Annotated in this window: 23 protein-coding genes; 5 read left to right on the forward strand and 18 right to left on the reverse strand. The window is 29.7% G+C overall.

The window, feature by feature from the left end; genetic code table 11:
* Positions 1–350: 350 nt before the first annotated feature.
* The 14 genes from H6553_07725 to H6553_07790 form a co-directional block, all read right to left on the reverse strand.
* Entirely contained in the window at positions 351–650 is a 300-nt protein-coding gene (locus H6553_07725) for an SCP2 sterol-binding domain-containing protein (protein ID MCB9033710.1), read from the reverse strand.
* 26 nt (positions 651–676) lie between these two features.
* Complete coding sequence (locus tag H6553_07730; protein MCB9033711.1) at positions 677–1,753, reverse strand: acyl-CoA desaturase; 1,077 nt, start codon at positions 1,751–1,753, stop codon at positions 677–679.
* A gap of 18 nt (positions 1,754–1,771) precedes the next feature.
* The gene (locus H6553_07735) at positions 1,772–2,863 is read right to left on the reverse strand and encodes an iron-sulfur cluster-binding domain-containing protein (GenBank protein ID MCB9033712.1); all 1,092 of its coding nucleotides are present in this window, start codon (positions 2,861–2,863) and stop codon (positions 1,772–1,774) included.
* 130 nt (positions 2,864–2,993) lie between these two features.
* A complete protein-coding gene (locus H6553_07740; GenBank protein MCB9033713.1) occupies positions 2,994–4,079 on the reverse strand; it encodes a cytochrome-c peroxidase in 1,086 nt (361 codons plus the stop codon).
* Positions 4,079–4,786 (reverse strand): hypothetical protein, encoded by a 708-nt coding sequence (locus H6553_07745; protein ID MCB9033714.1) that lies wholly within the window; start codon positions 4,784–4,786, stop codon positions 4,079–4,081. The genes H6553_07740 and H6553_07745 overlap by 1 nt, the downstream gene beginning before the upstream one ends.
* A gap of 104 nt (positions 4,787–4,890) precedes the next feature.
* Entirely contained in the window at positions 4,891–6,690 is a 1,800-nt protein-coding gene (locus tag H6553_07750) for a UbiD family decarboxylase (GenBank protein MCB9033715.1), read from the reverse strand.
* Positions 6,691–6,699: 9 nt separating this feature from the next.
* Positions 6,700–7,728: an alpha/beta hydrolase gene (locus tag H6553_07755; GenBank protein MCB9033716.1), complete on the reverse strand. Its 1,029-nt coding sequence runs from the start codon at positions 7,726–7,728 to the stop codon at positions 6,700–6,702.
* Positions 7,728–8,405 (reverse strand): hypothetical protein, encoded by a 678-nt coding sequence (locus H6553_07760; protein MCB9033717.1) that lies wholly within the window; start codon positions 8,403–8,405, stop codon positions 7,728–7,730. The genes H6553_07755 and H6553_07760 overlap by 1 nt, the downstream gene beginning before the upstream one ends.
* 43 nt (positions 8,406–8,448) lie before the next feature.
* Positions 8,449–9,036 (reverse strand): riboflavin synthase, encoded by a 588-nt coding sequence (locus H6553_07765; protein MCB9033718.1) that lies wholly within the window; start codon positions 9,034–9,036, stop codon positions 8,449–8,451.
* Entirely contained in the window at positions 9,036–11,711 is a 2,676-nt protein-coding gene (locus tag H6553_07770) for a gliding motility-associated C-terminal domain-containing protein (GenBank protein ID MCB9033719.1), read from the reverse strand. Before H6553_07770 ends, H6553_07765 begins: the two co-directional genes overlap by 1 nt.
* Positions 11,712–11,773: 62 nt before the next feature.
* Positions 11,774–12,814 carry an NADP(H)-dependent aldo-keto reductase gene (locus H6553_07775; GenBank protein ID MCB9033720.1) on the reverse strand — a complete coding sequence of 347 codons (1,041 nt, stop codon included), beginning with the start codon at positions 12,812–12,814 and terminating at the stop codon, positions 11,774–11,776.
* Between the two features lie 130 nt (positions 12,815–12,944).
* A complete protein-coding gene (locus H6553_07780; protein MCB9033721.1) occupies positions 12,945–13,097 on the reverse strand; it encodes a hypothetical protein in 153 nt (50 codons plus the stop codon).
* Positions 13,087–13,557, reverse strand: a complete 471-nt coding sequence (locus H6553_07785) for a PIN domain protein (GenBank protein MCB9033722.1) — start codon at positions 13,555–13,557, stop codon at positions 13,087–13,089. Before H6553_07785 ends, H6553_07780 begins: the two co-directional genes overlap by 11 nt.
* A gap of 81 nt (positions 13,558–13,638) precedes the next feature.
* The gene (locus tag H6553_07790; protein MCB9033723.1) at positions 13,639–14,574 is read right to left on the reverse strand and encodes a hypothetical protein; all 936 of its coding nucleotides are present in this window, start codon (positions 14,572–14,574) and stop codon (positions 13,639–13,641) included.
* Between the two features lie 108 nt (positions 14,575–14,682).
* On the opposite strand from H6553_07790, the gene H6553_07795 reads away from it, so the two are divergent.
* Both H6553_07795 and H6553_07800 read left to right on the forward strand, forming a co-directional pair.
* Positions 14,683–15,054: an SET domain-containing protein-lysine N-methyltransferase gene (locus tag H6553_07795; protein MCB9033724.1), complete on the forward strand. Its 372-nt coding sequence runs from the start codon at positions 14,683–14,685 to the stop codon at positions 15,052–15,054.
* Between the two features lie 100 nt (positions 15,055–15,154).
* Positions 15,155–15,802 (forward strand): DUF1287 domain-containing protein, encoded by a 648-nt coding sequence (locus tag H6553_07800; GenBank protein MCB9033725.1) that lies wholly within the window; start codon positions 15,155–15,157, stop codon positions 15,800–15,802.
* 4 nt (positions 15,803–15,806) lie between these two features.
* On the opposite strand, the gene H6553_07805 is transcribed toward H6553_07800, so the two are convergent.
* The 4 genes from H6553_07805 to lysS are packed head-to-tail and all read right to left on the reverse strand — an operon-like array spanning position 15,807 to position 19,749.
* Entirely contained in the window at positions 15,807–16,151 is a 345-nt protein-coding gene (locus H6553_07805) for a gamma-glutamylcyclotransferase (GenBank protein ID MCB9033726.1), read from the reverse strand.
* Between the two features lie 5 nt (positions 16,152–16,156).
* Positions 16,157–17,200, reverse strand: a complete 1,044-nt coding sequence (locus H6553_07810; GenBank protein MCB9033727.1) for a hypothetical protein — start codon at positions 17,198–17,200, stop codon at positions 16,157–16,159.
* 1 nt (position 17,201) lies between these two features.
* Complete coding sequence (locus H6553_07815; protein ID MCB9033728.1) at positions 17,202–18,029, reverse strand: hypothetical protein; 828 nt, start codon at positions 18,027–18,029, stop codon at positions 17,202–17,204.
* A gap of 25 nt (positions 18,030–18,054) precedes the next feature.
* The gene (lysS, locus tag H6553_07820; GenBank protein ID MCB9033729.1) at positions 18,055–19,749 is read right to left on the reverse strand and encodes a lysine--tRNA ligase; all 1,695 of its coding nucleotides are present in this window, start codon (positions 19,747–19,749) and stop codon (positions 18,055–18,057) included.
* A 224-nt stretch (positions 19,750–19,973) separates the two neighbouring features.
* Between lysS and H6553_07825 the strand changes: the two genes are divergently transcribed.
* From H6553_07825 to H6553_07835, 3 genes are read left to right on the forward strand one after another with little or no spacing between them, the layout of a single operon-like run.
* Positions 19,974–20,417, forward strand: coding sequence for a GNAT family N-acetyltransferase (locus H6553_07825; GenBank protein MCB9033730.1), 444 nt, complete (start codon positions 19,974–19,976; stop codon positions 20,415–20,417).
* Positions 20,418–20,422: 5 nt separating this feature from the next.
* A complete protein-coding gene (locus tag H6553_07830; GenBank protein ID MCB9033731.1) occupies positions 20,423–21,847 on the forward strand; it encodes a sodium:solute symporter family protein in 1,425 nt (474 codons plus the stop codon).
* A 4-nt stretch (positions 21,848–21,851) separates the two neighbouring features.
* The gene (locus tag H6553_07835; protein MCB9033732.1) at positions 21,852–22,949 is read left to right on the forward strand and encodes an alanine racemase; all 1,098 of its coding nucleotides are present in this window, start codon (positions 21,852–21,854) and stop codon (positions 22,947–22,949) included.
* The last annotated feature ends 109 nt before the right edge of the window (positions 22,950–23,058 follow it).

Consider the following 23,058-nt stretch of genomic DNA (forward strand, 5'->3'; position numbering starts at 1 on the left):
TTAGATAATCAAATATTTAGCTTATTTTAGATTCTATATTTTTGTCCTATAATTTATATTATGTTAAATAGAATTTTCTTTACAAATGCACTATACGCTTTCTTCATTTCTTTTAAATATTATGAAGCTAAATCAAAATAGACCTCTTCTATAATAGATTTTAGGTATAAATTTTCTTGCTTTTTTCTTTTACTTCGTATTTGAAGTGCATGAATTATGAAAGAGATTTAATACCATTAGCTAATACAAATTCGTCCAAAAACTATCTATAAATGGTATAATGTGTGAAGTGTGCCGATTTGGCGATTTCTAAAATTAATAAAATATAGTTATAGAAGATTCTTATTTACTTACAAAAATCCAATTACTTTTAGTGCAACATCTATATCGCCTTTTACTTTTAGTTTTCTAAAGGTATATGCCATAATTGGATTGAGTTGCTTGTTTCTAATTTTATCAAATGTTTTGGTATCTATAAAAATTGTACAGTTTTCATTAACTATATCGTTTTGGTGTATGTTATAGTGTCCACTTGTTCCATCTACAACTACTACACCTTCTGGAAATACAAATTTTAAAATAGTATCTATTACACCTTTTGTATTCGCTCTTTCTGTTAAATAGTTACTTATATCTGTTAGCGTTGTCATGGTAATAATTTTTAGTGAATTATCAATTATGCTAAAGCCAATTCTCTATTTGGTACAGAATGTTTGATTACTTTTTTAATTACCGTAAAATATTGTTTACTAAATGAAGCTGTATTGTACGGTATGTTATACTTTTTGCATATTTTTTGTACTTCTACTGCCATTGCTCTATATCTTGATGATGGAATATCTGGAAATAAATGATGTTCTACTTGACAACTTAAATGTCCGCTCATAACATGCATTAGTGTTCCTCCTTCAAAATTACAAGAACCTAAAATTTGTCTATAATACCACTGCCCTTTGCTTTCATTTTGACAGTCTTCTTCATTGAATGTATGTGAACCTTCTGGAAAATGTCCACAAAAAATTACTGCAGAAGCCCAAATATTTCTTACAAAATTAGCGGTTAAATTTCCTAGTAAAATTGGAATGGTAGCACCAGTAAATAATCCTAATGTTGGAAAAAATAAGTAGTCTTTAAAGAACTGCCTCGCTCCTTTCTTAGCAAATGCTTTTAAGAAACCTTTTTTCTCTTTTAACTCCACCTCTCCTTTTACAATTCTATCAGCTTCCATTTCGTGTAGTGCAACGCCCCATTGAAAAAATGAACTTAATAGTGCAAATTTGATGATATTGAAGTAGTCTTCAAATCTAAATTCTTGTTCTTCATCAATTCGTAGTACACCATAACCGTAGTCTCTGTCTTTACCTAATATATTAGTAAAAGTATGATGTTCAAAATTGTGTGTTTGTTTCCAAGAGTTGCCATCGCAAGCAGTGTCCCATTCAAAATTAGCAGAATGAATTTTTGGGTCGTTCATCCAATCGTATTGACCGTGCATTACATTGTGACCAATTTCCATATTGTCTAGTATTTTAGATACCGACAACATTGCTGTTCCTAGCAACCAAAATGGAGGAAATAATCCGCCCATTAGTGCTGTTCTTCCGCCAACTTCTAACCATCTTTGTATGCGAATAATTTTTTTGATATGCTTTTCATCATATTCACCTAAATCTGCTAAGGTTTTTAAACGCAATGTTTCTAACTCTTGCTCAAAACCTTTTAATTGTTCTTTAGTTGGAATACTTGTTGTCATAATATATTTTTTTATTTATTAAAATTCTATTTCTACCTCTCCTACTGGAATTGTAGTACAGATAGTAATTTTTTCTTCGTTTGTTTGTGAATATTTTTGATTTAATTTATCGTATACCATACCACTTTTTTTAGTGCATTGGCATTTTTTACAAATTCCCATTCGGCAACCATGCTTAGGAAATACACCATTTTGTTCTAGTGTTTCTAAGATATTGTTTTCTGAATTGACTTCGATATTATTTTTATTGAGTTTAAGTACTGAAACTGTTCCTTTAATATGTGCTAAATCTTGAGTAGGAAGTTGTATTGGTCTAAATCTTTCTATTATAATATTGCTTTCGTCAACACCAAGTTGAGCTAATACATTTTGTGCGGCAGTAATCATTGGTGCTGGTCCACAAATAAAAGTTTTTCTGTTGGCAAAATCACTACAATATTCTTTTATATGATTTTCGTTGATAAACCCTTTGTTATTTGAATCTATAAATATCACATTGATATTATCATTTTTAAATGCATTTAATTCGTCTTCAAATAAATGTTCATTCAAAGTATTACAATAATATAGTAGTGTAACATTCATCTCTTTTTCTAGTGCTTGGTATAACATACTTCTAAATGGTGTAATGCCAGAACCACCTGCTATAAATAGTACATCATGATTTGTTTCTGGTAAAGTAAAATCGCCCATAGCTTGAGAAATTTCTATGGTATCTCCTTTTTTTAGATTTTGATGAATCCATGAAGTGACTTTACCATCTTTTTGTTTTTGTATGGTTAGTACTATTATATTGTCTTGATTTAGTTGTTGCAATGAAGACGATATACTAAAAATTCTATTGTAATTAACTGCATTAATTTTTATAGTAGTTTCTACATACTGACCTGGAATAAATGCATTGAATTTTCTGTTTGGCTTCAACTCTATAGAAATAACATCATCTCTTTCTTGAATAATGTTAATTACTTTTGCTTTAATACAACCTAGTGAGTTGTTTGGAAAAAATGCATCTATTATTGGTGCAAAATAATTAGCTGCAGATGTATTAAATAAAGTTTTATTTATTTCTCTTGTAATTTTATTCTGTTCTGTGTAGCTCATAATCATTAAGTTATATGGTAAAGTTATTATAGATATTAGAGAATTACCTTATCTATTGATAACAAAACAATATTTACAAAATGGTAATATTAGTAGTATTTAGCAATAATTATTTATAATATTATATATAAATATTTTATTGTTGAATATAAGAAGAATCACTTAAGCTGAGTAAAAAGTTTTTAAGGTCTGTTTTTTCTTCATCAGTTAATTCTAATCCCCAATGTCCGTATTGTTGTAATCTTCTTTGTGCTTCTGTTTTTAAAATATTTGCTAAACTCGGAGATAACTCTGGTCCTTTGTTATAACTTTCTATTACTTCATCTAATGTGGCAAATCTTCCATCATGCATATAAGGTGCAGTGAATGCTAAGTTTCTAAGTGTAGGAATTTTAAACTTGCCATTGTCTAATGGATTGCCTGTAATTGCACCTAAACCTTTGTCTACAAAATCATCAGTAGTTTCGGCAAAGTCCATTCCGTTATTGGCAAAAGCTTCATCTGACTTTATAAATAATTCATTTGAGCTATGACAGTGAAAACAATCTCCTTTTTCTGTTGTAAAAATTTTATGTCCACGCAAAACAGATGCACTAATATCTTGTTCTCCTCTATTGTATTTTTCAAATGGTGTATTATAAGAAATTAATGTTTTTTCATATTGTGCAATCGCATTGGCAATGTCTTCTTTGGTGACTGTAAAATGTCCGAATGCATTATTAAACAATTTTTTGTAGCTGGTATCGTTTTGAATTCTTTGAACAGCAAACTTCCACTCTAAATTCATTTCGTTGTGTTGTGGTACAGGAATTAATGCTTGATTTTCTAAAGACAATGATTTTCCATCCCAAAAAAAAGCATCATACCATGCTAAGTTAACTAAAGTCATGGCATTACGAGTTCCAATTGCTCCATTTACGCCAGTACTAAATTTTGTATTTTCTGCAAATGACTTTTCTGGCAGATGACATGATGCACATGAAATGGTATAATCTAATGAAAGTTGTGTATCAAAAAATAGTTTTTTTCCTAATGCAACTCCTTCTACAGTAACTATATTATTTGGATTTTGAGGAATGGCACTAAATCCTTCTATATTTGGAAACTCATATGGTGTAGTAACATGATTATGATTATAAGTATTGTTTTCTTCTTTCTTACATTGAACAACAATCAATACAATAAATAAAAATAATGATATATATAATATTTTATTTTTCATTACTCTAGATTCACTGTAATTCCATTAACAAAGTTATCCATTAATAGAATAGCTTGTGGCATTTGTGCTGGTTCGCTATGGTTAGAAAAATTATATTTTAAATCGAGATTACCTGCATTACTTTGAAACATTTTCTCAAAATTAAATACAATATTAATTTGATTGTTTTTTGTAGGATTTGGAAAGTCGTATTCTACAGTATGATAAAGTATATTTCTACCTAAATGCAAACTAAATGCTCCATCGTAACTAGTTCCTGTGCCTAGTGTATCATAAGTACCTTCTGCTACTAAGAATCTATAATTTAGCATTGGCCAATACATGCCTTGTTTGCTACTTAAAGGATGTTCTTCTGGAAATGTTTCTGGTAGTGAACTGTTTTGTATACTATCTAATCCTATAGAAAAGATGAGTTTGGTATAAGTTTCATCACTATTATTAATATGTATTAAGTCATTATCTTCAGATAAATCATACAGTATATAATCACTTATAGTAACTGTATCATTATTGGTTGTTACTAATTTAATATTAGAAATATACATTTTAAATGTTTCTAATATTGTATTTCTTCCATTAACTGTTAGATTTCTATTGGTAGTATTCACTCCACTGACATCAAAATTAAACAATATAGCATCTTGTTCTTTTTTGCAAGAAACAATAGCAAGCATTGCCATTACTAGTAAAAAACCAAATTTTCTCATAATTATAAAACGATTATTGTACTAAAATAGTTGTATTTCTTTTAAAATTTTATTTTTTTATTGACTTTACTTAATTTTTAGCATAAGCACTAAACTGAGTGCTATTAAAAAAGTAATAAGTCATTTACTTTAGCTTCTATCGCTTCGTCTTTTTCTAAAATTGGTGCATGATGTGGTTTTACTCTTACATCTATAATTAAATTATCGCATTGCCAATGCTTATTGACTATCTGTTCGTTTACACCATACATATCGTGAGATGGATTGCTTCTGGTAAACGCTATCCATAAAAAATTATTAAAATTATCAGCAAGATATTGACTATCATCACATATAATAATTAATGGAATATTTTTAAGTGTTGCTATTTTATTTTTAGTGAAATATTCTAATCTTTTTATTTCAGTTTCGTAGTTTTCAAATGCATTAGTTTCAATTGCTAAAATGCCATCACTAATCATTCTAGGATTTTTAAATCCAATGGGTAAGTCAAAATCACTAGGAACTATTTTGTCTAAATTTCTAACAGCATTACCACAAGCAGCAATTACAACTTTACTTCCTGTGTTTAATCCATCGCCAGAATAGTCTAGTGTATCAATAGTAGTATTGGTATAAAAATGTATATCTCTTTGTAAATTAATTCGTTCTAATATATGTTTAAAGAATGCTTCTTCATTATGAGTCGTTAAATTTTCATCATCACTTTTATTTGCAATAAATAAAAACTTAGCCAATGACAACTGTCCAGTTCCTAAAATTCTATTGGCAATAGTCAGCAATTCTTGTGGTCTACTTTCTTTGTAGTAAGGCGTATATCTTTCGCTACCAATTGCCAATAACAAAGGATGTACTCCAGCTGCATCTACAGCGTGTACTTCGTGTACGCCAGGAATTTCTTTGCTAATAGCACTACCAGTCATTTGATGAATCATATTGCCAAAAGCAGTATCTTCTTGTGGTGGTCGTCCTACAACAGTAAAACTCCAAATAGCATTTTTTTTAGCATATACATTTTTTACACGCATTACAGGAAAATCGTGCTTTAAAGAATAATATCCTAAATGGTCGCCAAAAGGTCCTTCTGGTTTATTTTCATTTGAATAGACTTCGCCCGTAATTACAAAATCGGAATCGGTGCTTAGCATAAAACCATCTTCATCATATAAGTAACGAAATCTTCTACCAGCCAAAACTCCAGCAAAAGTTAACTCAGAAATGGTTTCTGGCAAAGGCATTACAGCAGCAAAGCTATGTGCTGGTGGTCCTCCAACAAAAATAGATACTTTCATTGGTTCATTTTTTTTATTCCATTTTGTTTGATGAATACCGATGCCTCTGTGTAGTTGATAATGCAATCCTATTTCTTTATTTAATATATAATTATTGCCACTTAGTTGTATTCTATACATACCTAAATTAGAATGCATAACTCCAGTTTGGTCGGCATCTTCAGAATAAACTATAGGCAATGTAATAAAAGCACCGCCATCTTTTTTCCAACATTGAATTTGTGGTACATCTTCGATTTTAATTTTTTCAAACTGATGTTTATGCACTTTTTTAGGTAGTGCTTTCATTGCAGCAAACAGTAATCTTAAACTTTTAAGTGGTTGCTTAAATGCTTGTATTGGATTGGTTTGCAATTGAATTAATGCTTTTACTTTTGGTAGCGTATCTCTAAAAATAAACTCGCTTCTTTCTGTAGTTCCAAATAGGTTAGATACTGCCTTGTATTTACAATCTTTGATATTTTCAAAAAGTATGGCTTTGCCTTTTGCTTCATGCACTCTAAGATGAATAGCTGCCATTTCTAAGTATGGATCAACTTCGTCTTTGATAACAAGTAAGTCGTTATGTTTTGCTAAATCATCAATACAATCTTGTAGCGAACGATAAGTCATTAGCAATATTTATTTATAAGTTTCAATAAAATCTATAGCATCAGACTGAAATTGTAAATAATCTTCTGCATGAGGTAAATGAGCAGCTTCTAAATATTTGTTAGGATTGTAGTGTATATATGGTGTACCAACAGCAATAGCATATTTTGAAGCTAAGTTATCTTTAGGTAATAAACCATCTTTTGCTCCCCAAATTAGTAACACTGGAATATCTATTTGAGATAGAAAAGGTGTTAAATCCATTTTAAAAATTGGTTCGTTATTATATTTCAATTTAATAGCAGATGCAATTTCATTTTTATACGCTTCGTCTAAATTTACATCTGGTATACTAGTATTTCTTCCTATTAATGTAAGTGGATTATAAATTACACCATTCGTATATCCCATATACTCTAAATGCTTTCTAAAATTTTCGTTAGTTATAGTTGGATTTAAAGCATAATAGTTTTTTAAATTTTCCCAGAAAATAGCATTTGTATTATTGGCAATCATGGAATCGGCAAAATTCAATATAAAATTTACTGATAGTGCCATTCCATTTTTAGTATCATATGCTGGTGCTTCAGCAATAAGTCCGTTTATTTTATTTTGATGTGTAGTATCTAAGCAATAGTAAGTAGCAAGACCTCCTCCCCAACTAACTCCGTGTACAAAAACAGATTTAGCTTGCAACTCTGATTTTGTAAAATCGACTACCACATCTAGATCCTCAGCAAATTTTTCTATGGTAAAGTCTTCATCTTTAGCATTGCCTTGTGAAGCACTTGCACCTCTTTGGTCGTAAAATACACACTTATAGTTTTTTTCCATGAGTTCCCAATACAAAAAATTCCTTTCTGTTTGAGCAGAGCCACCTGGTCCGCCATGTACAAAAACTATAGCAATATCACTATTTGGATTTCCTGTAACACGAACTGGAAGTGCTACATTATCAATACTTAAGAAATAATAATTGTCTAATGAGCCATTACTTTCTTTCTTACAAGAAATAAGTAGTAATATAGGTATAATGATGTATAGTAGTTTAGATTTCATTATTCATAATTTTTTCTAATGATAAATGCCAAGCCAATTTGAGCTGTAATGTGTCTAACCCAATTTTGATTTTCTGGATAGGTATAGAATACACCAAATCCTGCAAAAACATTTAATGGAATTTCTACTTTTTTACTAAAATCATAGCCACCATAAAATTTTCCACCTAGTAAGAATTTAGAAAAACCTTTGTGAATTTTTTCAAAAGATCCATCATCATTTTGTTTATAGGTTGGTGCATTTAATTTTGCATAATACATACCTACATCTAAGTTGAGTTCTGCGTAAAAACCTCTAGGAGCTGTATGTCGATATACAATAGAAGGAACAAACATTAAACCTGTGTGATATCTTTCTCTATAAATAAATCCAAACGATGGTTTGATGTATAAATCTCTTTCAGAATACACTATATCATACTTAGATTTTCTAGCAGTTTCTTTTGTTTTAGCCATAATTTTAAAGTAGCAGAAATAATTCATTCCTAGATTTACTGTTATTGGCTTGAATAATCCTACATCTGCAATAGCTTCTGTACCAAATATTGTTTTTCTATACTTATAGTTATCTGTATTTAACAAGCTATCGTAATAACTTGGATAATTTTGACTATAAACAACACTTATACAACTAATTAGTATAACTTGGAATAATATAGGTTTTAGTTTGAATAACATATGACTAAAATAGAAAGCCAAGTTAAAAAAAATATAGGAGATATTACTGATAATGTTGCATTAATCGTTCTACATATTTTCCAATAATATCGAACTCTATATTTACTATGCTGTTTTCTTGATAAGTGTGAAAAATAGTATATTCATATGTGTAAGGAATAATGGCTACTTTAAATGTGTTTTTCTTTGCTTTTACTACTGTTAAGCTTGTGCCATCGACACAAATAGAACCTTTGTTTACTAATTTAAACTTTGGCTTTTTTATTTTAAACAAAAACTCATGACTGCCTTCTTTTTCTTTTATTTTAATGAGTTTAGCTGTTTGATCTACATGACCTTGTACCATATGTCCATCTAATCTTGCACCACTAATCATTGCTCTTTCAAGATTTACAATATCTCCAATTTGTAGTTGACCGAGATTAGTAATGTCTAGTGTTTCTTTAATTGCAGTAACCGTATAAGTATTTCCTTTTTTAGCTACAACAGTTAGGCACACACCATTATGTGCTACGCTTTGGTCTATTTGTAGTTCATTAGTAAAATCTGCTTCTATAGTAAAATGAATATTGCTGTCATCTTTTTTAATGCCAACAACTGTGCCTATTGTTTCTATAATACCTGTAAACATTATTCTCTAAATAAATGTATGTAACCACTTAAAGGTGTACTCAATTTTTGTAATCCGTTTGATGTTTGATAGTATACATCGCATACATAATAGTAGACTGCTGTATTTAGTACACTACCATTTTTGCTATCTGTTCCATCCCAATTAATATTTGGATCATTGGTTTCAAAAACTAAATTTCCCCAACGATTAAATACTTTAAAATCTATTTTTGCAACACCACCATAAGGTAAAATTGGCGTAAATAAGTCGTTGCTTCCATCATTATTTGGAGTGAATGCATTTGGTAAATTATAAACTGGACAGTCATCTACACAAACAGTATTAGAAACATTTGTTTTACCACTTTTTCCAATAGTTTGTATGTAATAGCAACCTGCTACAGATAAATCTAAAATATGTGTATATGCTAAGATATCAATCTTACCAAATGAATCTAACAAAACAAAACTGCTAGTATTTGGTGCTTTGTAGTAAATTTTAGTTTGTACAATAACACTAGTATCGCAATCTGTATTATAATTCCAAACTAAATAATTAATATACTCGTTTTTAGTTAGATTATCATCATTGCAATAATTAGTAACAACAAGTGTTGGACTACAAGGTGTAATGGTATCAATAGGAATAACACAAGCTTCTTGCGAGAAATTAATAAGTGGTTCTTTTAATCCAGCTTGATTGTATTTTCCAATGGCTTCAATTTTGTAGCAGTACAAAGAGTCATTAATTAAACCAGTATCTTTAAATGAAGTTGTAGTAATTGTATCTATAATAACATAAGTAAGCGTACTTGGATCTTTTCTATATACTACAAAAGTATCATTTTGCCAAGGTACTTGATAACTCCAGCTTAAATCGGCAGATTTAAAATTTGGAGTAGTAGTAAGATATACACTAGATGCAGGATTAGTAAAACCAAGCGTATCTCCTCCTCTAACAATTAATTGTACATTGTAAGTATAAGCTAAATTTGTTGTATTTAAATTGGTATCTAAAAAAGAAGTATCATTAATATCAGAATAAGTATTAAAAGTATCTGATTTTATTAAGGTATAATTTGTACCGTTTATACCTTCTGCTCTATACAAGTTAATAATATATGGACCAGAATTGATGATAGTATCTAATTCTTCTGCAAAAGGTCTAGACCACTCAACATAAATAATTCCATTTGTAGCATCTGTACTACGCACATCTACATTGTATAGAATTGGAAAACTAATTGGATAGTTGATACACTCTTCTTCTGATGGTAAACTAGAAAATGCATTAATCGTAACACCAGCATTAGACACATCACCAAATTCTGCTCTTACAATATAACTGTAATCGTTGCCAGGAATTAAACCATTATCGTTATAATAGTAGTTATTAGTAGTAGCAATTTGCGTATATCCTAAACTTGCTAAATCTGTAGAACAAGAATCAATTATAGTACCACAACCTGTTTTTCTCCAAACAGTGAATTTTAAAAACTTACTATTATCAGCACAAGTATATAAACTATCCCAAGTTAATTGTACAGTGCCATTTGATGGATTAAAGACACTTTGTAATTGTGGTGCTGGTGGTAATACTTTAATGAATAAAGTTTTTATGTCGACTAATGGTGGCGAATTAAAGTTATCTTCTGCTTTAAATAGTACTTGATATTCATTTTTGTTGATGTGAGTACAATTTGTAGCCCAATAAAAATGACCACTAATTGGATTTCCTGCACTACCAACTGTAAATACAGAAGGAGAACTTGCTACGCTAAAAGAAGAACCATTGGCTATTAAAGTAACCAATTGTCCAATATCTGGATCAGTAGCAGAGACATTAAACTCTACAGTATCGCCAGCAACAATACAAATATCATCAGGTATGGTTAGTACTGGTGGTTTATTATTAGTTGCTTCTACAAAAATCTGCATATCTCTAATAACAGTTCCGAATAAAATACCATTTCTGTACTCTTCAACAATAAATGCAATATTATAGATGCCTTGTTGCTTAGGAACATCCCATCTTATTTCACCGTTCCTACTATCAATAGTAAAATTATTATCTGGTCCTGGTGAAATTTGATTTGGATATCGATAATTACCAACCGGATTTCCACGAGATTGTAGTGGCGGAATTAATCTAAATACCAAGCTATCACCATCAGCATCAAAAGCATTTGGATTATGAATAAATACTTGGTTGACATTGGCATAATCGATTGGTGGATTGTATAAAATTGGTGAGTTGTTATAGCCAATTATATTTGGGTCCAATATTTTTACTGAATCTTCTAGATAAAATAAAGTATTGACAGAGTTAGACATATTAATAATGTTTTCTACTCTATTTGGATCGCTTACTCCAACTACATAGGTAGCTGGTCCTGAATAGGTATGTAAACCTCTATAAATATTATGTTTTATATCTGGAGCAATTAATGTTTCAGTTAACCTTGGCAATGAGTCGAATGTACCATCTCCCCATATTATATATAATTTATCTCTATCCGCATCGCTACTAATTCCACTTATTTTAGTATAAGTGTTTATCGTAAACTCGTAAGTAAAGCCAGTAACATGTTTATATACAATTTCACCAGCTCTGTTGTGTGTAGCTAAAACAGTTTGACTGAATACTAATAATAGTATGAGTAATGATATAATTTTTTTTATATTATTCATCATAAGTAAGATGAGATAAAGATAGCTTAGGTTTTATCTAAAAAAAAATAAATTGCTATAAAAAATTAAGGTGCTGGATTAGGAAATTCTAAATGTATTTGTTCTATTGCTTTATAAGCATCATCAGATAATTGAATATTTATAGTGTTAATGTTTTCTTTTAGCTGTTCTACAGAAGTTGCTCCAATAATATTTGCTGTTAAAAAATCTCTGGTATTGATAAATGCTAAAGCCATTTGTGCTAAAGAAAGATTGATTTCTTTTGCTAAAGTTCCGTATTTTTCTACCGCTTTCATTGTATTTGGATGTGAATATCTAGTAAAGTAATTTGGAAACAGCGTATATCTAGTTCCATTTGGTTTGTTTCCTCCTAAATATTTGTTTGTTAATAATCCGCCTGCTAATGGAGAATAAGCTAATAAACCTACGCTTTCTCGAATAGCCATTTCAGATAAGCCAATTTCAAAAGTTCTGTTGATTAAATTATATGGATTTTGAATACTTACTATTTTTGGAAGATTGTACTTTTCTGCATAGTTTAAATACTGCATCATTCCCCAAGGTGTTTCATTAGACAAACCAATGTATCTTATTTTTCCTTCTTGAATAAAACCTTGTAGTGTTTCTAATGTTTCTTGAAAATTAGTTATAGCATCATCAGATTTGTGTCTATAACCTAAACTTCCAAAATAATTGGTAGGTCGCTCTGGCCAATGCAGTTGATATAAATCAATATAATCGGTTTGTAATCTTTTTAAACTATTGTGTAATGCTTCAGTAATATGTGCTTTGGTAAACGAAGGATTTTTTCTGATGTGCTGTACAAAAGCACCAGGTCCAGCTACTTTTGATGCAATGATTAAATCATCTCTTTTCTTTCTTTTATTGAGCCAAGTACCAATATATGTTTCTGTTCTTCCTTGAGTTTCGGCTTTTGCAGGCACAGCATACAATTCAGCAGTATCTATAAAGTTGATTTGGTTGTTGGTAGCATACTCTAATTGCTCGTGAGCTTCTTGTTCGGTGTTCTGCTCTCCCCAAGTCATTGTACCTAAACAAATTTTACTAACTTTTATATTGGTATTTCCTAAATTACTGTACTGCATTTTTTGTTTGATTTTTAATTGTTATTCTATGTACTTTTCTTCTAAACGAATGTTAAGTTCTTGCTTATAATTAAAACACTTTGGCATTTTAAATGCTCCACTTAAAGATTTGACTATTGGATTAATTTTTTTACTTTGATATTTCAAGTTTTCTCTTTTCAAAATATTTTTTAATTTGCTCAAAATCCATATCCTTTATATCTATAGAAATTTTATCGCGAACCTCTCGCATAAACTCAACTGCTTTAAAGTCTTTAATTACTTTACCTTTCTTATTCTTCATAATTTACAATATCTTTTGGTGAACGAATATCAATTTGTGCATATCCTAATTTTAAGTTCACTGCATTATATCCTCTTATTCTAAGAATATTTACAATATGTTTAAAATTCCAACTTACTAATACATCTGCTTTATTGATAGTTGCTAAAGCAATATGAAAACAGTCTTCTCTACTTGTTTTCCCTACAACATTTTCTGTAATATAAGTATCAGCAAGTTTTACAACTTCTTCTGTGAGTTCTACTCTTCTTTTTAAATTATTTGGTATTGTTTCTAATAAATCCCGAACTTGTTTTGGAGCATTTAATAATTCATCTTCTGTTACAGAAGAATACATTATATCATACCTTGAGTTAGCCAAATTGTCAAATAATGCTTGTGTCTCTTTAGCAAACTCTATATCAAAATAACCTCCAATTACAGAAGTATCAACATACAAGGTTATTCTTTTAAAATTCATAAAACAAAGTTATCAAATTTATTTTACACGAGTTTTAAATTACAAACCTATATTTTAGAAATTATTTAGAAGCTCTATTGCTTAGAAATTAAAATTAACTATTGGTGTAATTACAAATTTTCTAGTTAATCCGTCTGGTCTAACATCACGAGTAATTACTGGAGCACCACCTGTTACACCAATTTGAACCATGTCGTTAATATTGTATTTAAACAAACCTGTGATATTTAAAGTATGCCCTTTAGAACCATTTAATGCAAAGATATCTCCATTATCAAATTCTATTTCATCATTTTGAATGTGATAAATATACAATGCACCAGCACCAAACTCAAACTTTTTAATTTGGAATACTTTATCTAAACGAGCAGTAAAATCGCCTTTTCTATTAAAGCTATAAGCGTTATAATCTGCAATAGTTGGATGAGAGAAACTAGAGTTTCTATTGATATTAATTAATGGTTGTTGATAACCAACTGCTGCACTAAGCGTACCTAATTTACAGTGAAATTGATAATTAAATCCAACTAAAAAATCGAAAGTACCTAAAGAACTTTGAAAGTACATTGGTAAATCTTGATGAAAGTCTTTAAATGCACCTCTGTTTGTAGCAAATTTTCCACCTAAGTTTAAGAAAAACTCGTGTTTATCTGTTTTGTTGATGAAGTTAGTACTGTGTACAATATAAACATCGCCCATACCTATTTTAGAAACGGCACTATTTCTTGCAACATTAGCTGTAGCTTTAACACTTAAAACACTATGTGGTGTAGTTTGAATGCCAACTTCTACAAAAGGTGTAAAAATATAAGTTTTTTCTTCGCCTAAAGCTTGTGTTAAACCGATATTGACATATTTAAAACCTCTTTCTTTTTCAGTTGAAGTTGAGTCGTTGCTTGGTTTGTTGTAGTGTGTATTACTACCAGTAGTACAGATACCTGCATCGCTACAACCTTGACTAAATGAACTTTTAATGCTTATAAAAGCCACAGCATATAATAATAAATGCTTATACATAAGATATTTTTTGTGCAAAGGTAGCAACAAGTATTTAAAAAGCTAAAAATCGTATTATCGTAGGATTATGTTGATATTAATTTTGAATGATAATAGTTAGCTTTGTGTATGCATCTATATATAAAAGAAATTAAAGAGAAAGGCCGAGCTGTTTTTTGTGATGAAGCAATAGCCAAAGGAATGGAGATAGAAGTTTGTCCTGTGATAGTTTGTCCGAATGAAGATAGAGTACATATAGATAAAACTTACTTGTATAATTACTATTTTAATTGGAATGATGATCAGAAAGCTACTGCTATTGCTCTTGGTTTCGGCTCTTTATATAATCATGCTTATGAACCCAATGCTATTTATGAATGTTATTTTGAAGAACAAATAATTAAAATTATTGCCAACGAAGATATTCCTGCACATACAGAAATTACAATATCGTACAATTACGATATTGAAGATAAAACTAAGGTTTGGTTTGATAAATGAGGTAGATTTTAGATTGTTAGATACAAGATATTAGACTTTTAATGTAGCAATTTCACAATAATTGACAAATAATATTATGAAAGTATGATATCTTTAAGAAATGAAGTTTTTAAGATATATTTTATTGGTATTTATATTTTTTATTGCTGGATTTTTTATAGTAAAACAATTCGTTTTTGGAAATTATATTCACGCAGTAGCTCGACTTACCAAAGAAAGTTCGCTTCAAAATTTAAATGCCAATCAACAGAAAATAATGAAGAACTTAGATTATCAAGCACATCATACCAAATATTATGATCCTGCTTATGTTGCATTAGATTATCCAAATGGAGATATTGACATTAGTACTGGTGTTTGTGCTGATGTTGTAGTACGAGCTTTGCGAAGTATTGATGTTGATTTACAACAACGCATTCATGAAGACATGAAAAAAGATTTTAAAGCATATCCTAATTTGTGGAATTTAACCAAACCTGATAAAAATATTGACCATAGAAGAGTGCCTAATATTAATTGCTATTTAGAACGACAAGGTAAATTAATAAAGGATTTTATGAATCAATCAACTTATTTGCCTGGTGATATTGTAGCTTGGAAAATGGAAACAGGTTTACACCATATTGGAGTTGTTGTTAATACTAATGCAAATGATGGTACACCTTTAGTAGCACATAATATTGGTGCTGGAACAAAAATTCAGAATGTATTATTTAGTTGGACAATTATTGGACATTATAGATGGTAATAGATTAACTTATATTATTTCTAGCGACATAAATCCAAGCTTGGTTGCCAGAAGCAAATGTTTCTAAAACTCTTTTGTAGTCGGAAACTTCATATTGATCTGTTGCTGCTAATTCTGTTTCCGTAATTTCAAAAATAATACCTTCTATAAAATCATTTGGATGATTTGTTTTTACAGCTACTGGATGAATATTTTTTTCGCTTTTCTTAAGTACAATCTCATCAGTTATCAATAAATCTTCTATACGATAACCATAAAGTACATCTTTTTTGCCATTTAAAATTCTACCATAGTTTTCTAATTGTACTTTTTTTAACTGTAGTGTTCCGTATGAAAATAAATGGTGCATATTTTCTATTTTATTTCTTCTACAACAAATGTATCTGTAATTTTTCCGTTGGTTGGATTGACAAAGTATTTCACTTTTTTGTCTTTTGCTTTTTTTAGCTGAATCTCTGATGCTATAGCTCCAACAAAAAATCCACCAATAGCGGAACCTATAATAGCTCCACTAGCATTTACATTATCGTAAGCATAGAAATACAATTTATTGTTATCTATATGTAATTCAAAAAATTCATTTTGATATAAAACAAATACTTTATTATTTATTGCAATAGCACAAATATTTTTTAGTTTGACCTTACTCTCTTTATCTTCAAATTTTAAATTGAAATCGTAGGTATCGTTCCATAATTGATGCGTTCTTGGCAACGATTCTAATGTATATCCTGTAGTAATTGTAGGTTGATTATTCTTTAATGCTTCGTATGAAGTATAAATTCCATCTTTTATAGTTTCATTAAAAATGGCAAAATTGTATTGTATAGTATCTTTCGATTGTGCAATAGCTGCTATATTATCATATTTTGGAAACTGTTTAATATTAGCTACATCGATAGCAGAAAATTCATCGAAACATTGTTGAAAAGTAGTAGCAATAGTAGTTTCAAATAGTTTACTTGGCTTTTTACCTGTGGTACTATTTGTTTTGTTGGAATGTAATATCTTATAGATATCAAAACCATCTGTTATATAAAAATCTATATCTAAATTACAATTGGCCGTGGCTTCGTTATTTGAATTTTTACTTTCGTATATTTTAAATTCATTAACATACAATATAATATAAACACCTTTATTTGTTAAATTACTTTCTAAGAATGTTTTAATTTCTTGGTCGAATGGTTTAAGAAAATCTGCATTAACTTTTAGCGATTGTATAAAACCAATATTCTTTTTATTCGTTCTTGCATCTATAATATCAACAACTTTATAATTGTTATTTTTTAAATTGACAGTTTCTTTTTTTAGTGAGATATAAAAATCGTCATCAAAAGCAAAAGTACATGTACTTAATATCGCTAGTATAAAAAAAAGTATAGTTTTGTTCTTCATTTTAATTTCTTGCTATATTTCTACATTTATCTTTATCTTCTTTTAGTTCTTGAAGTTTCATTGGATTGTATGTGTCGTTTAAAAGTGGACAATAGATTCTAATTAATTCACGCTCAATATTAAAATCTCCTTTATATTCTACAATATTTATTTCAATATTATCTTCTAGCCATTTAATAATTTTAGATTTATCTTCTTGTGAAAATTTAAAATTTTTCTGATTAGATTTTCCTTTTAGGTGATGTTTGATAGGCAAATAACCTAGTACACAGCCAATACTTCTAAAAAATGTACCATGACCTCTCTGTTCTAATTCTTGCTTTAGACGCTTTCCTAATGTTTGCCCTTCTGCCTTTCCAATATAAATAAATTTATGTTTTCTTTGATCTAAAATACTTTGATATCTATTCGGAAGTTTTGATTCTTTTTTTAATCTAATACAATAAAGCCCTACCGAGTTTAAAATATTTTTATTCATATTTTTAATAGATGAAAAATAATTATTTGAAATTAAATCTTTTTCAATACTACTATTCTCAACCCAATTACCTAATCTTATTTTTTTTATATTTTCTTCTTCTTTGTTTTTTATTAATTTATTTTCAAATTGATTTCCATTAGTTATTTTGATTATTCCGTCTTTTATTAAGTTGTCTAAATCTTCGACAGTATATCCTTTCTTATTTGAAAAATCTGAAAAATAAAAACCAAGATTTCTAATTTTGTTTCTTATCTTTTTTTGTTCATCTTTTGTAGCAACTAGTTTTTGGGAAATCAATTGTCTAATTTCATTTACTTCAAACTTTGTAAATTCAATTTTCCCATTCATAAAACATATAATTAAATTATTAAATCTACACCAAAACTACAAAAACGCCATCATCTTCTTTAGCAATTTTTACTATATTATTAGTACTTAATTGTTTGATGGCTTTGTCCCATTTAGTGTTTGTTAATTCGCTTTTGGCTTTAATATCATTCAATAATTGCTTTTCTTCGCTTATAATTTTTAGTAACAGTTTGGCATCTTCGCTGAGTTCTACATTTGTAGTAGCTGTTTTTTCTGGTCGCATTTGCGGAAAAAATAAAACTTCTTGTATGGATGCATTATTGGTCAATAACATCGCTAATCTATCAATACCAAAACCAATTCCAGAACAAGGTGGCATTCCATATTCTAATGCTCTTAAAAAATCTTGATCGATAAACATGGCTTCATCATCGCCTCTTTCCATTAATTTGGCTTGCTCTTCAAATCGCTCTCTTTGGTCAATTGGGTCATTCAATTCAGAATAAGCATTGGCAATTTCTTTTCCATTAATCATCAACTCAAATCGTTCTACCAAACCAGCTTTGCTTCTGTGTTTTTTTGTTAATGGCGACATTTCTACTGGATAGTCTGTAATAAAAGTTGGTTGTATATAATGATGCTCACATTTTTCGCTAAAAATTTCGTCGATGAGTTTTCCTTTTCCCATGCTTTCATCTACTTCAATTTTAAGTTGTTTACAAGTAGTTCTCAACGCTGCTTCGTTCATTTCGCTTACATCAATTCCAGTATGTTCTTTTATCGCATCATAAATAGAAATTCTAGCGTAAGGCGCTTTCATATTAATTTGCTGTTCGCCAACAGTAATTTCAGTAGCACCATTTACAGCCAAACAAGTTTGCTCTAATAATTTTTCTGTAGTTTCCATCATCCAGAAATAATCTTTATAGGCAACATAAAATTCCAAAACGGTAAACTCTGGATTATGTGTTCTATCCATGCCTTCATTTCTAAAGTTACGACTGAACTCATACACCCATTCAAATCCACCAACAATTAATCTTTTTAAATATAATTCATTAGCAATTCTTAAATACAAAGGAATATCTAAAGCATTATGATGAGTAATGAATGGTTTAGCTGCTGCACCACCAGGAATACTCTGCAAAACTGGTGTATCTACTTCTAAAGCACCTTGTTGGTCTAAATAATTTCTGATAGCACTTATCATTTTAGTGCGTTTTACAAAAGTGTTTTTTACTTGTGGATTGACGATTAAATCGACATAGCGTTGTCTATAACGCAACTCTGGATCTGTAAAAGCATCATATACATTACCTTGCTCATCTGTTTTTACAATAGGAAGTGGTTTTAACGATTTTCCTAGTAGTGTTAACTCTTGAACATGCACCGATTTTTCGCCAACTTTCGTAGTAAACAAGTAACCTTTGATGCCAATAAAATCGCCTATGTCCATAAGTTTTTTATAGACTTCATTGTAAAGTGTTTTATCTTCTGTAGGACAGATTTCGTCTCTAGCAATATAAATTTGGATTTTACCTTCGCTGTCTTGTAGTTCAGCAAAAGCAGCTTTTCCCATAATTCTAATACTCATCATTCTTCCTGCCAAACAAACCACTTTGTTTTCTTCAAAATTTTCTTTGATTTGTTTTGTAGTTGTATCAACAGGAAACAATGGAGCTGGATATGGATCAATACCTAAAGCTCTTAATTTTTCTAATTTTTCTCTTCGTACAAGTTCTTGCTCACTTAATTGCATAGCTTCATTTTATTAAAGTGCAAAAATAAACATTTTTAGAGAAGAAATGCTATAGCCATACATTGTTAACGATTTCTGAAAATATCTTTTTAATACATTATATAATATAACAATCAATAAATTAAATAATAAAACAAAATGCATTTACATTAATAAAGCATTATAAATACTAGTAAAAATTGGAATTGTCATAAATATTATTAGTATGTAGTAAAATACTTATAATGTTGAAGACAGAAATTTACAATGCTGTAAACCGACCAACCATGATGGAAAAGAAAAAAGTAGTCAACTTTTTGTTTGAACATCTTGATGAATACGGCGATCCAAAAGAAGATATTAAAAAAGCAATAGAGTATGCTACTAAAGAAAGAAGTTCTTTCGGTGGATTTACTATGTTGCTTAAAGAAAACAATACTATTAAAGGTGCAGTTGTTATTAATCAGACTGGAATGGATGGATATATACCTGAAAATATTTTGGTATACATTGCTATTCATAAAGATGCTAGAGGTAAAGGTTTAGGGAAAATTCTATTAAAAGAATGTTTTAAACATACCAAAGGCGATATTGCTCTGCATGTAGAACCAGATAATCCAGCAAAATTTTTATATGAAAAATTAGGTTTTACCAATAAGTATTTAGAAATGAGATTAAAAATAAAATAATGAGTATTAATATTATTGATTTAATTATTTTTATAACTTATCTTTTGTCGATGCTAGCTGTTGGCTTGTATTTTCTAAATAAAAATAAAACTAAGGAAGATTATTTTGTAGGCGGAAGAAATATGTCGGCAGGACATATAGGACTTTCTGTAGTTGCCACTGATGTTGGTGGTGGTTTTTCTATTGGGTTAGGTGGATTAGGTTTTGCTATTGGTATTTCTGGTAGTTGGATGTTATTTACTGGTTTAATTGGTGCTTGGTTAAGTGCAGTTATATTAATTCCAAAAATATATCCTTTATCTAAAAAAGAAAAACTACTTACTTTTCCAGAAGCACTCTCCTACTACTACAATAAAAAAGTAGCTCTATTGGCTGGTATTATTTCTATCATAGGATATATTGGATTTACGAGTTCACAAATTTTAGCAGGTGCAAAACTAGCATCAGCAACATTTCCTAGTGTATCTATTCCAACGGCTGCAATTATCATGGGAATTATTGCACTTGTTTATACTGCTTTTGGTGGTATTAAAGCAGTGATTTATACAGATACTATTCAATGGATTATTTTAATGGTTGGACTTGTATTTATTGGCATTCCAATTGGATATATAAAAATTGGTGGTTGGCAAGCTATTACGCAATCGTTGCCAAGCAATATGTTGTCGCTGAGCAATATTTCTTTTATACAACTCTTTAATTGGTTCATTACTATAGTACCTATTTGGTTTATTGGCATGACACTTTATCAAAGAATATATGCTTGTAAAGATGAAAAGACTGCAAAGAAAGCGTGGTTTATTGCTGGAATTTTTGAATGGCCAATTATGGCATTTATGGGCGTAATATTAGGACTATTTGCTAAAGTTGCTTTTGAACAAGGTTTGTTTTCTGAATTAGGATTTGCTCCAAATAGTCACATCGATCCAGAATTAGGTTTGCCTTTATTATTGTCTAATATTTTACCTGTTGGATTAATGGGATTAATGATGTCTGCTTATTTCTCGGCAATTATGTCAACGGCAGATAGCTGTTTGATGGCTGCTTCTGGAAATTTAAGTACAGATATTATCAGTTATTTTAAGAAAGACAACAACAGTATTTCTATTAAACAAGCACAAATAATTACTTTTATCATTGGAATACTAGCCATTGCACTAGCAACTGTAATGCAGAGTGTGCTTAATTTAATGTTGTACTCTTATGCATTTATGGTCTCTGGATTACTCATACCAGTTATTGCTACTTTGGTCTACAAAAAACCATCGGCAAAAGCTGCCATTGGTGCAATGCTTGCTGGTGGAAGTACTACGCTTATTTTAATTATTTCAGCTATAAAACTTCCTCTAGGTATTGATGCTAACTTTTTTGGCATACTAATATCTGCCCTAACATTTACTACAATTCAATATTTACAAAAACAACAATAACATTATGGCTGAATTAATCATTCAAACAGAAAATATAAAAAACAACATCAAGTATTTAAGTCAATATTTTAAAGCACACAATATAGAATGGAGTTTAATTACTAAAGTTTTTTCTGGCGATAAAGCATTTCTAAAAAATATACTGACTGATGACATTATAGCAAACATTAGTTCAGTTGGCGACTCAAGACTTACGAGTTTAAAAAACTTAAGAGCTGTAAATCCAGATATGAGAACGATTTACATTAAACCACCTGCAAAAAAGTATGCAAAAGAAATTATTAAATATGTAGATATATCATTAAACAGTTCATTAGTAACTATAAAAGCACTCAACAAAGCTGCCAAAGCTGCTAACAAAATTCATAGTATAATTATCATGATTGAATTAGGCGAACTTAGAGAAGGTGTCAATATTTCTAATGTGCTAGATTTTTATGAAGTAGTATTTAATTTATCTCATATAAAAGTTTTAGGCATTGGTTCTAACTTAGGTTGTATGTATGGTGTAGAACCGAGTTACGAAAAGCTACAACAACTTTCCTCCTATAGAGATATTATTGCTTCGCGATTTAAGAAAGAGTTGCCATATATTTCTGGTGGAACTTCTATTACACTTCCTTTGATAGAAGAAGGAAAAGTACCATCTTCTATTAATCATTTTAGAATTGGAGAAGCAGCATTTTTTGGCATCAGTCCTTTAAACAATCAACCGTTTAAAGAACTATCGACAGAAACTTTTTTGTTTACTGCTAATATTATTGAGTTAGAACAAAAAAAACTTATTCCAGAAGGCACAATTGGTGACGCAAATATTGGAAGCACTGCTACTTTCGACGACAAAGATGCTAATGCGACTAGTACTAAAATTATTTTAGATTTTGGTTTGCTAGATGTTGATGTAGAAAACATTACACCTATAGATAAAGCATTAAATTTTGTTGGTGTTACTTCTGATATGTATGTAATGGACATTGGCAATAACAAAGAAAAAAATGGAAAAAAGAAATATAATATAGGTGATAAAATACAATTTAAACTCAACTATATGGCAGTAGCACGATTGCTAAACTCTAAATTTATAGATACTGTTTTTGTGTAAAATTATAATTATATATTTTTCGTGCTGTCGGAAGTTTCCTTCCAACACTTCCTAATATTTGTTAACTTCCAATATGGTCAAGAGAGAACTATCAACAATATAAGAAGCA

Source organism: Chitinophagales bacterium, assembly GCA_020636535.1.
Classification (GTDB): Bacteria; Bacteroidota; Bacteroidia; order Chitinophagales; family JADIYW01; genus JADJSS01.

Bases quoted from the DNA above. Each gene is read 5' to 3' on its own strand.
- H6553_07790 (MCB9033723.1), bottom strand. From the start codon at position 14,574: ATGTATAAGCATTTATTATTATATGCTGTGGCTTTTATAAGCATTAAA.
- H6553_07780 (MCB9033721.1), bottom strand. From the start codon at position 13,097: ATGAAGAATAAGAAAGGTAAAGTAATTAAAGACTTTAAAGCAGTTGAG.
- H6553_07730 (MCB9033711.1), bottom strand. From the start codon at position 1,753: ATGACAACAAGTATTCCAACTAAAGAACAATTAAAAGGTTTTGAGCAA.
- H6553_07770 (MCB9033719.1), bottom strand. From the start codon at position 11,711: ATGATGAATAATATAAAAAAAATTATATCATTACTCATACTATTATTA.
- H6553_07760 (MCB9033717.1), bottom strand. From the start codon at position 8,405: ATGTTATTCAAACTAAAACCTATATTATTCCAAGTTATACTAATTAGT.
- H6553_07815 (MCB9033728.1), bottom strand. From the start codon at position 18,029: ATGAATGGGAAAATTGAATTTACAAAGTTTGAAGTAAATGAAATTAGA.
- H6553_07835 (MCB9033732.1), top strand. From the start codon at position 21,852: ATGGCTGAATTAATCATTCAAACAGAAAATATAAAAAACAACATCAAG.
- H6553_07750 (MCB9033715.1), bottom strand. From the start codon at position 6,690: ATGACTTATCGTTCGCTACAAGATTGTATTGATGATTTAGCAAAACAT.
- H6553_07825 (MCB9033730.1), top strand. From the start codon at position 19,974: ATGTTGAAGACAGAAATTTACAATGCTGTAAACCGACCAACCATGATG.
- H6553_07775 (MCB9033720.1), bottom strand. From the start codon at position 12,814: ATGCAGTACAGTAATTTAGGAAATACCAATATAAAAGTTAGTAAAATT.
- H6553_07745 (MCB9033714.1), bottom strand. From the start codon at position 4,786: ATGAGAAAATTTGGTTTTTTACTAGTAATGGCAATGCTTGCTATTGTT.
- H6553_07725 (MCB9033710.1), bottom strand. From the start codon at position 650: ATGACAACGCTAACAGATATAAGTAACTATTTAACAGAAAGAGCGAAT.
- H6553_07785 (MCB9033722.1), bottom strand. From the start codon at position 13,557: ATGAATTTTAAAAGAATAACCTTGTATGTTGATACTTCTGTAATTGGA.
- lysS (MCB9033729.1), bottom strand. From the start codon at position 19,749: ATGCAATTAAGTGAGCAAGAACTTGTACGAAGAGAAAAATTAGAAAAA.
- H6553_07810 (MCB9033727.1), bottom strand. From the start codon at position 17,200: ATGAAGAACAAAACTATACTTTTTTTTATACTAGCGATATTAAGTACA.
- H6553_07805 (MCB9033726.1), bottom strand. From the start codon at position 16,151: ATGCACCATTTATTTTCATACGGAACACTACAGTTAAAAAAAGTACAA.
- H6553_07800 (MCB9033725.1), top strand. From the start codon at position 15,155: ATGAAGTTTTTAAGATATATTTTATTGGTATTTATATTTTTTATTGCT.
- H6553_07735 (MCB9033712.1), bottom strand. From the start codon at position 2,863: ATGATTATGAGCTACACAGAACAGAATAAAATTACAAGAGAAATAAAT.
- H6553_07755 (MCB9033716.1), bottom strand. From the start codon at position 7,728: ATGAAATCTAAACTACTATACATCATTATACCTATATTACTACTTATT.
- H6553_07795 (MCB9033724.1), top strand. From the start codon at position 14,683: ATGCATCTATATATAAAAGAAATTAAAGAGAAAGGCCGAGCTGTTTTT.
- H6553_07765 (MCB9033718.1), bottom strand. From the start codon at position 9,036: ATGTTTACAGGTATTATAGAAACAATAGGCACAGTTGTTGGCATTAAA.
- H6553_07740 (MCB9033713.1), bottom strand. From the start codon at position 4,079: ATGAAAAATAAAATATTATATATATCATTATTTTTATTTATTGTATTG.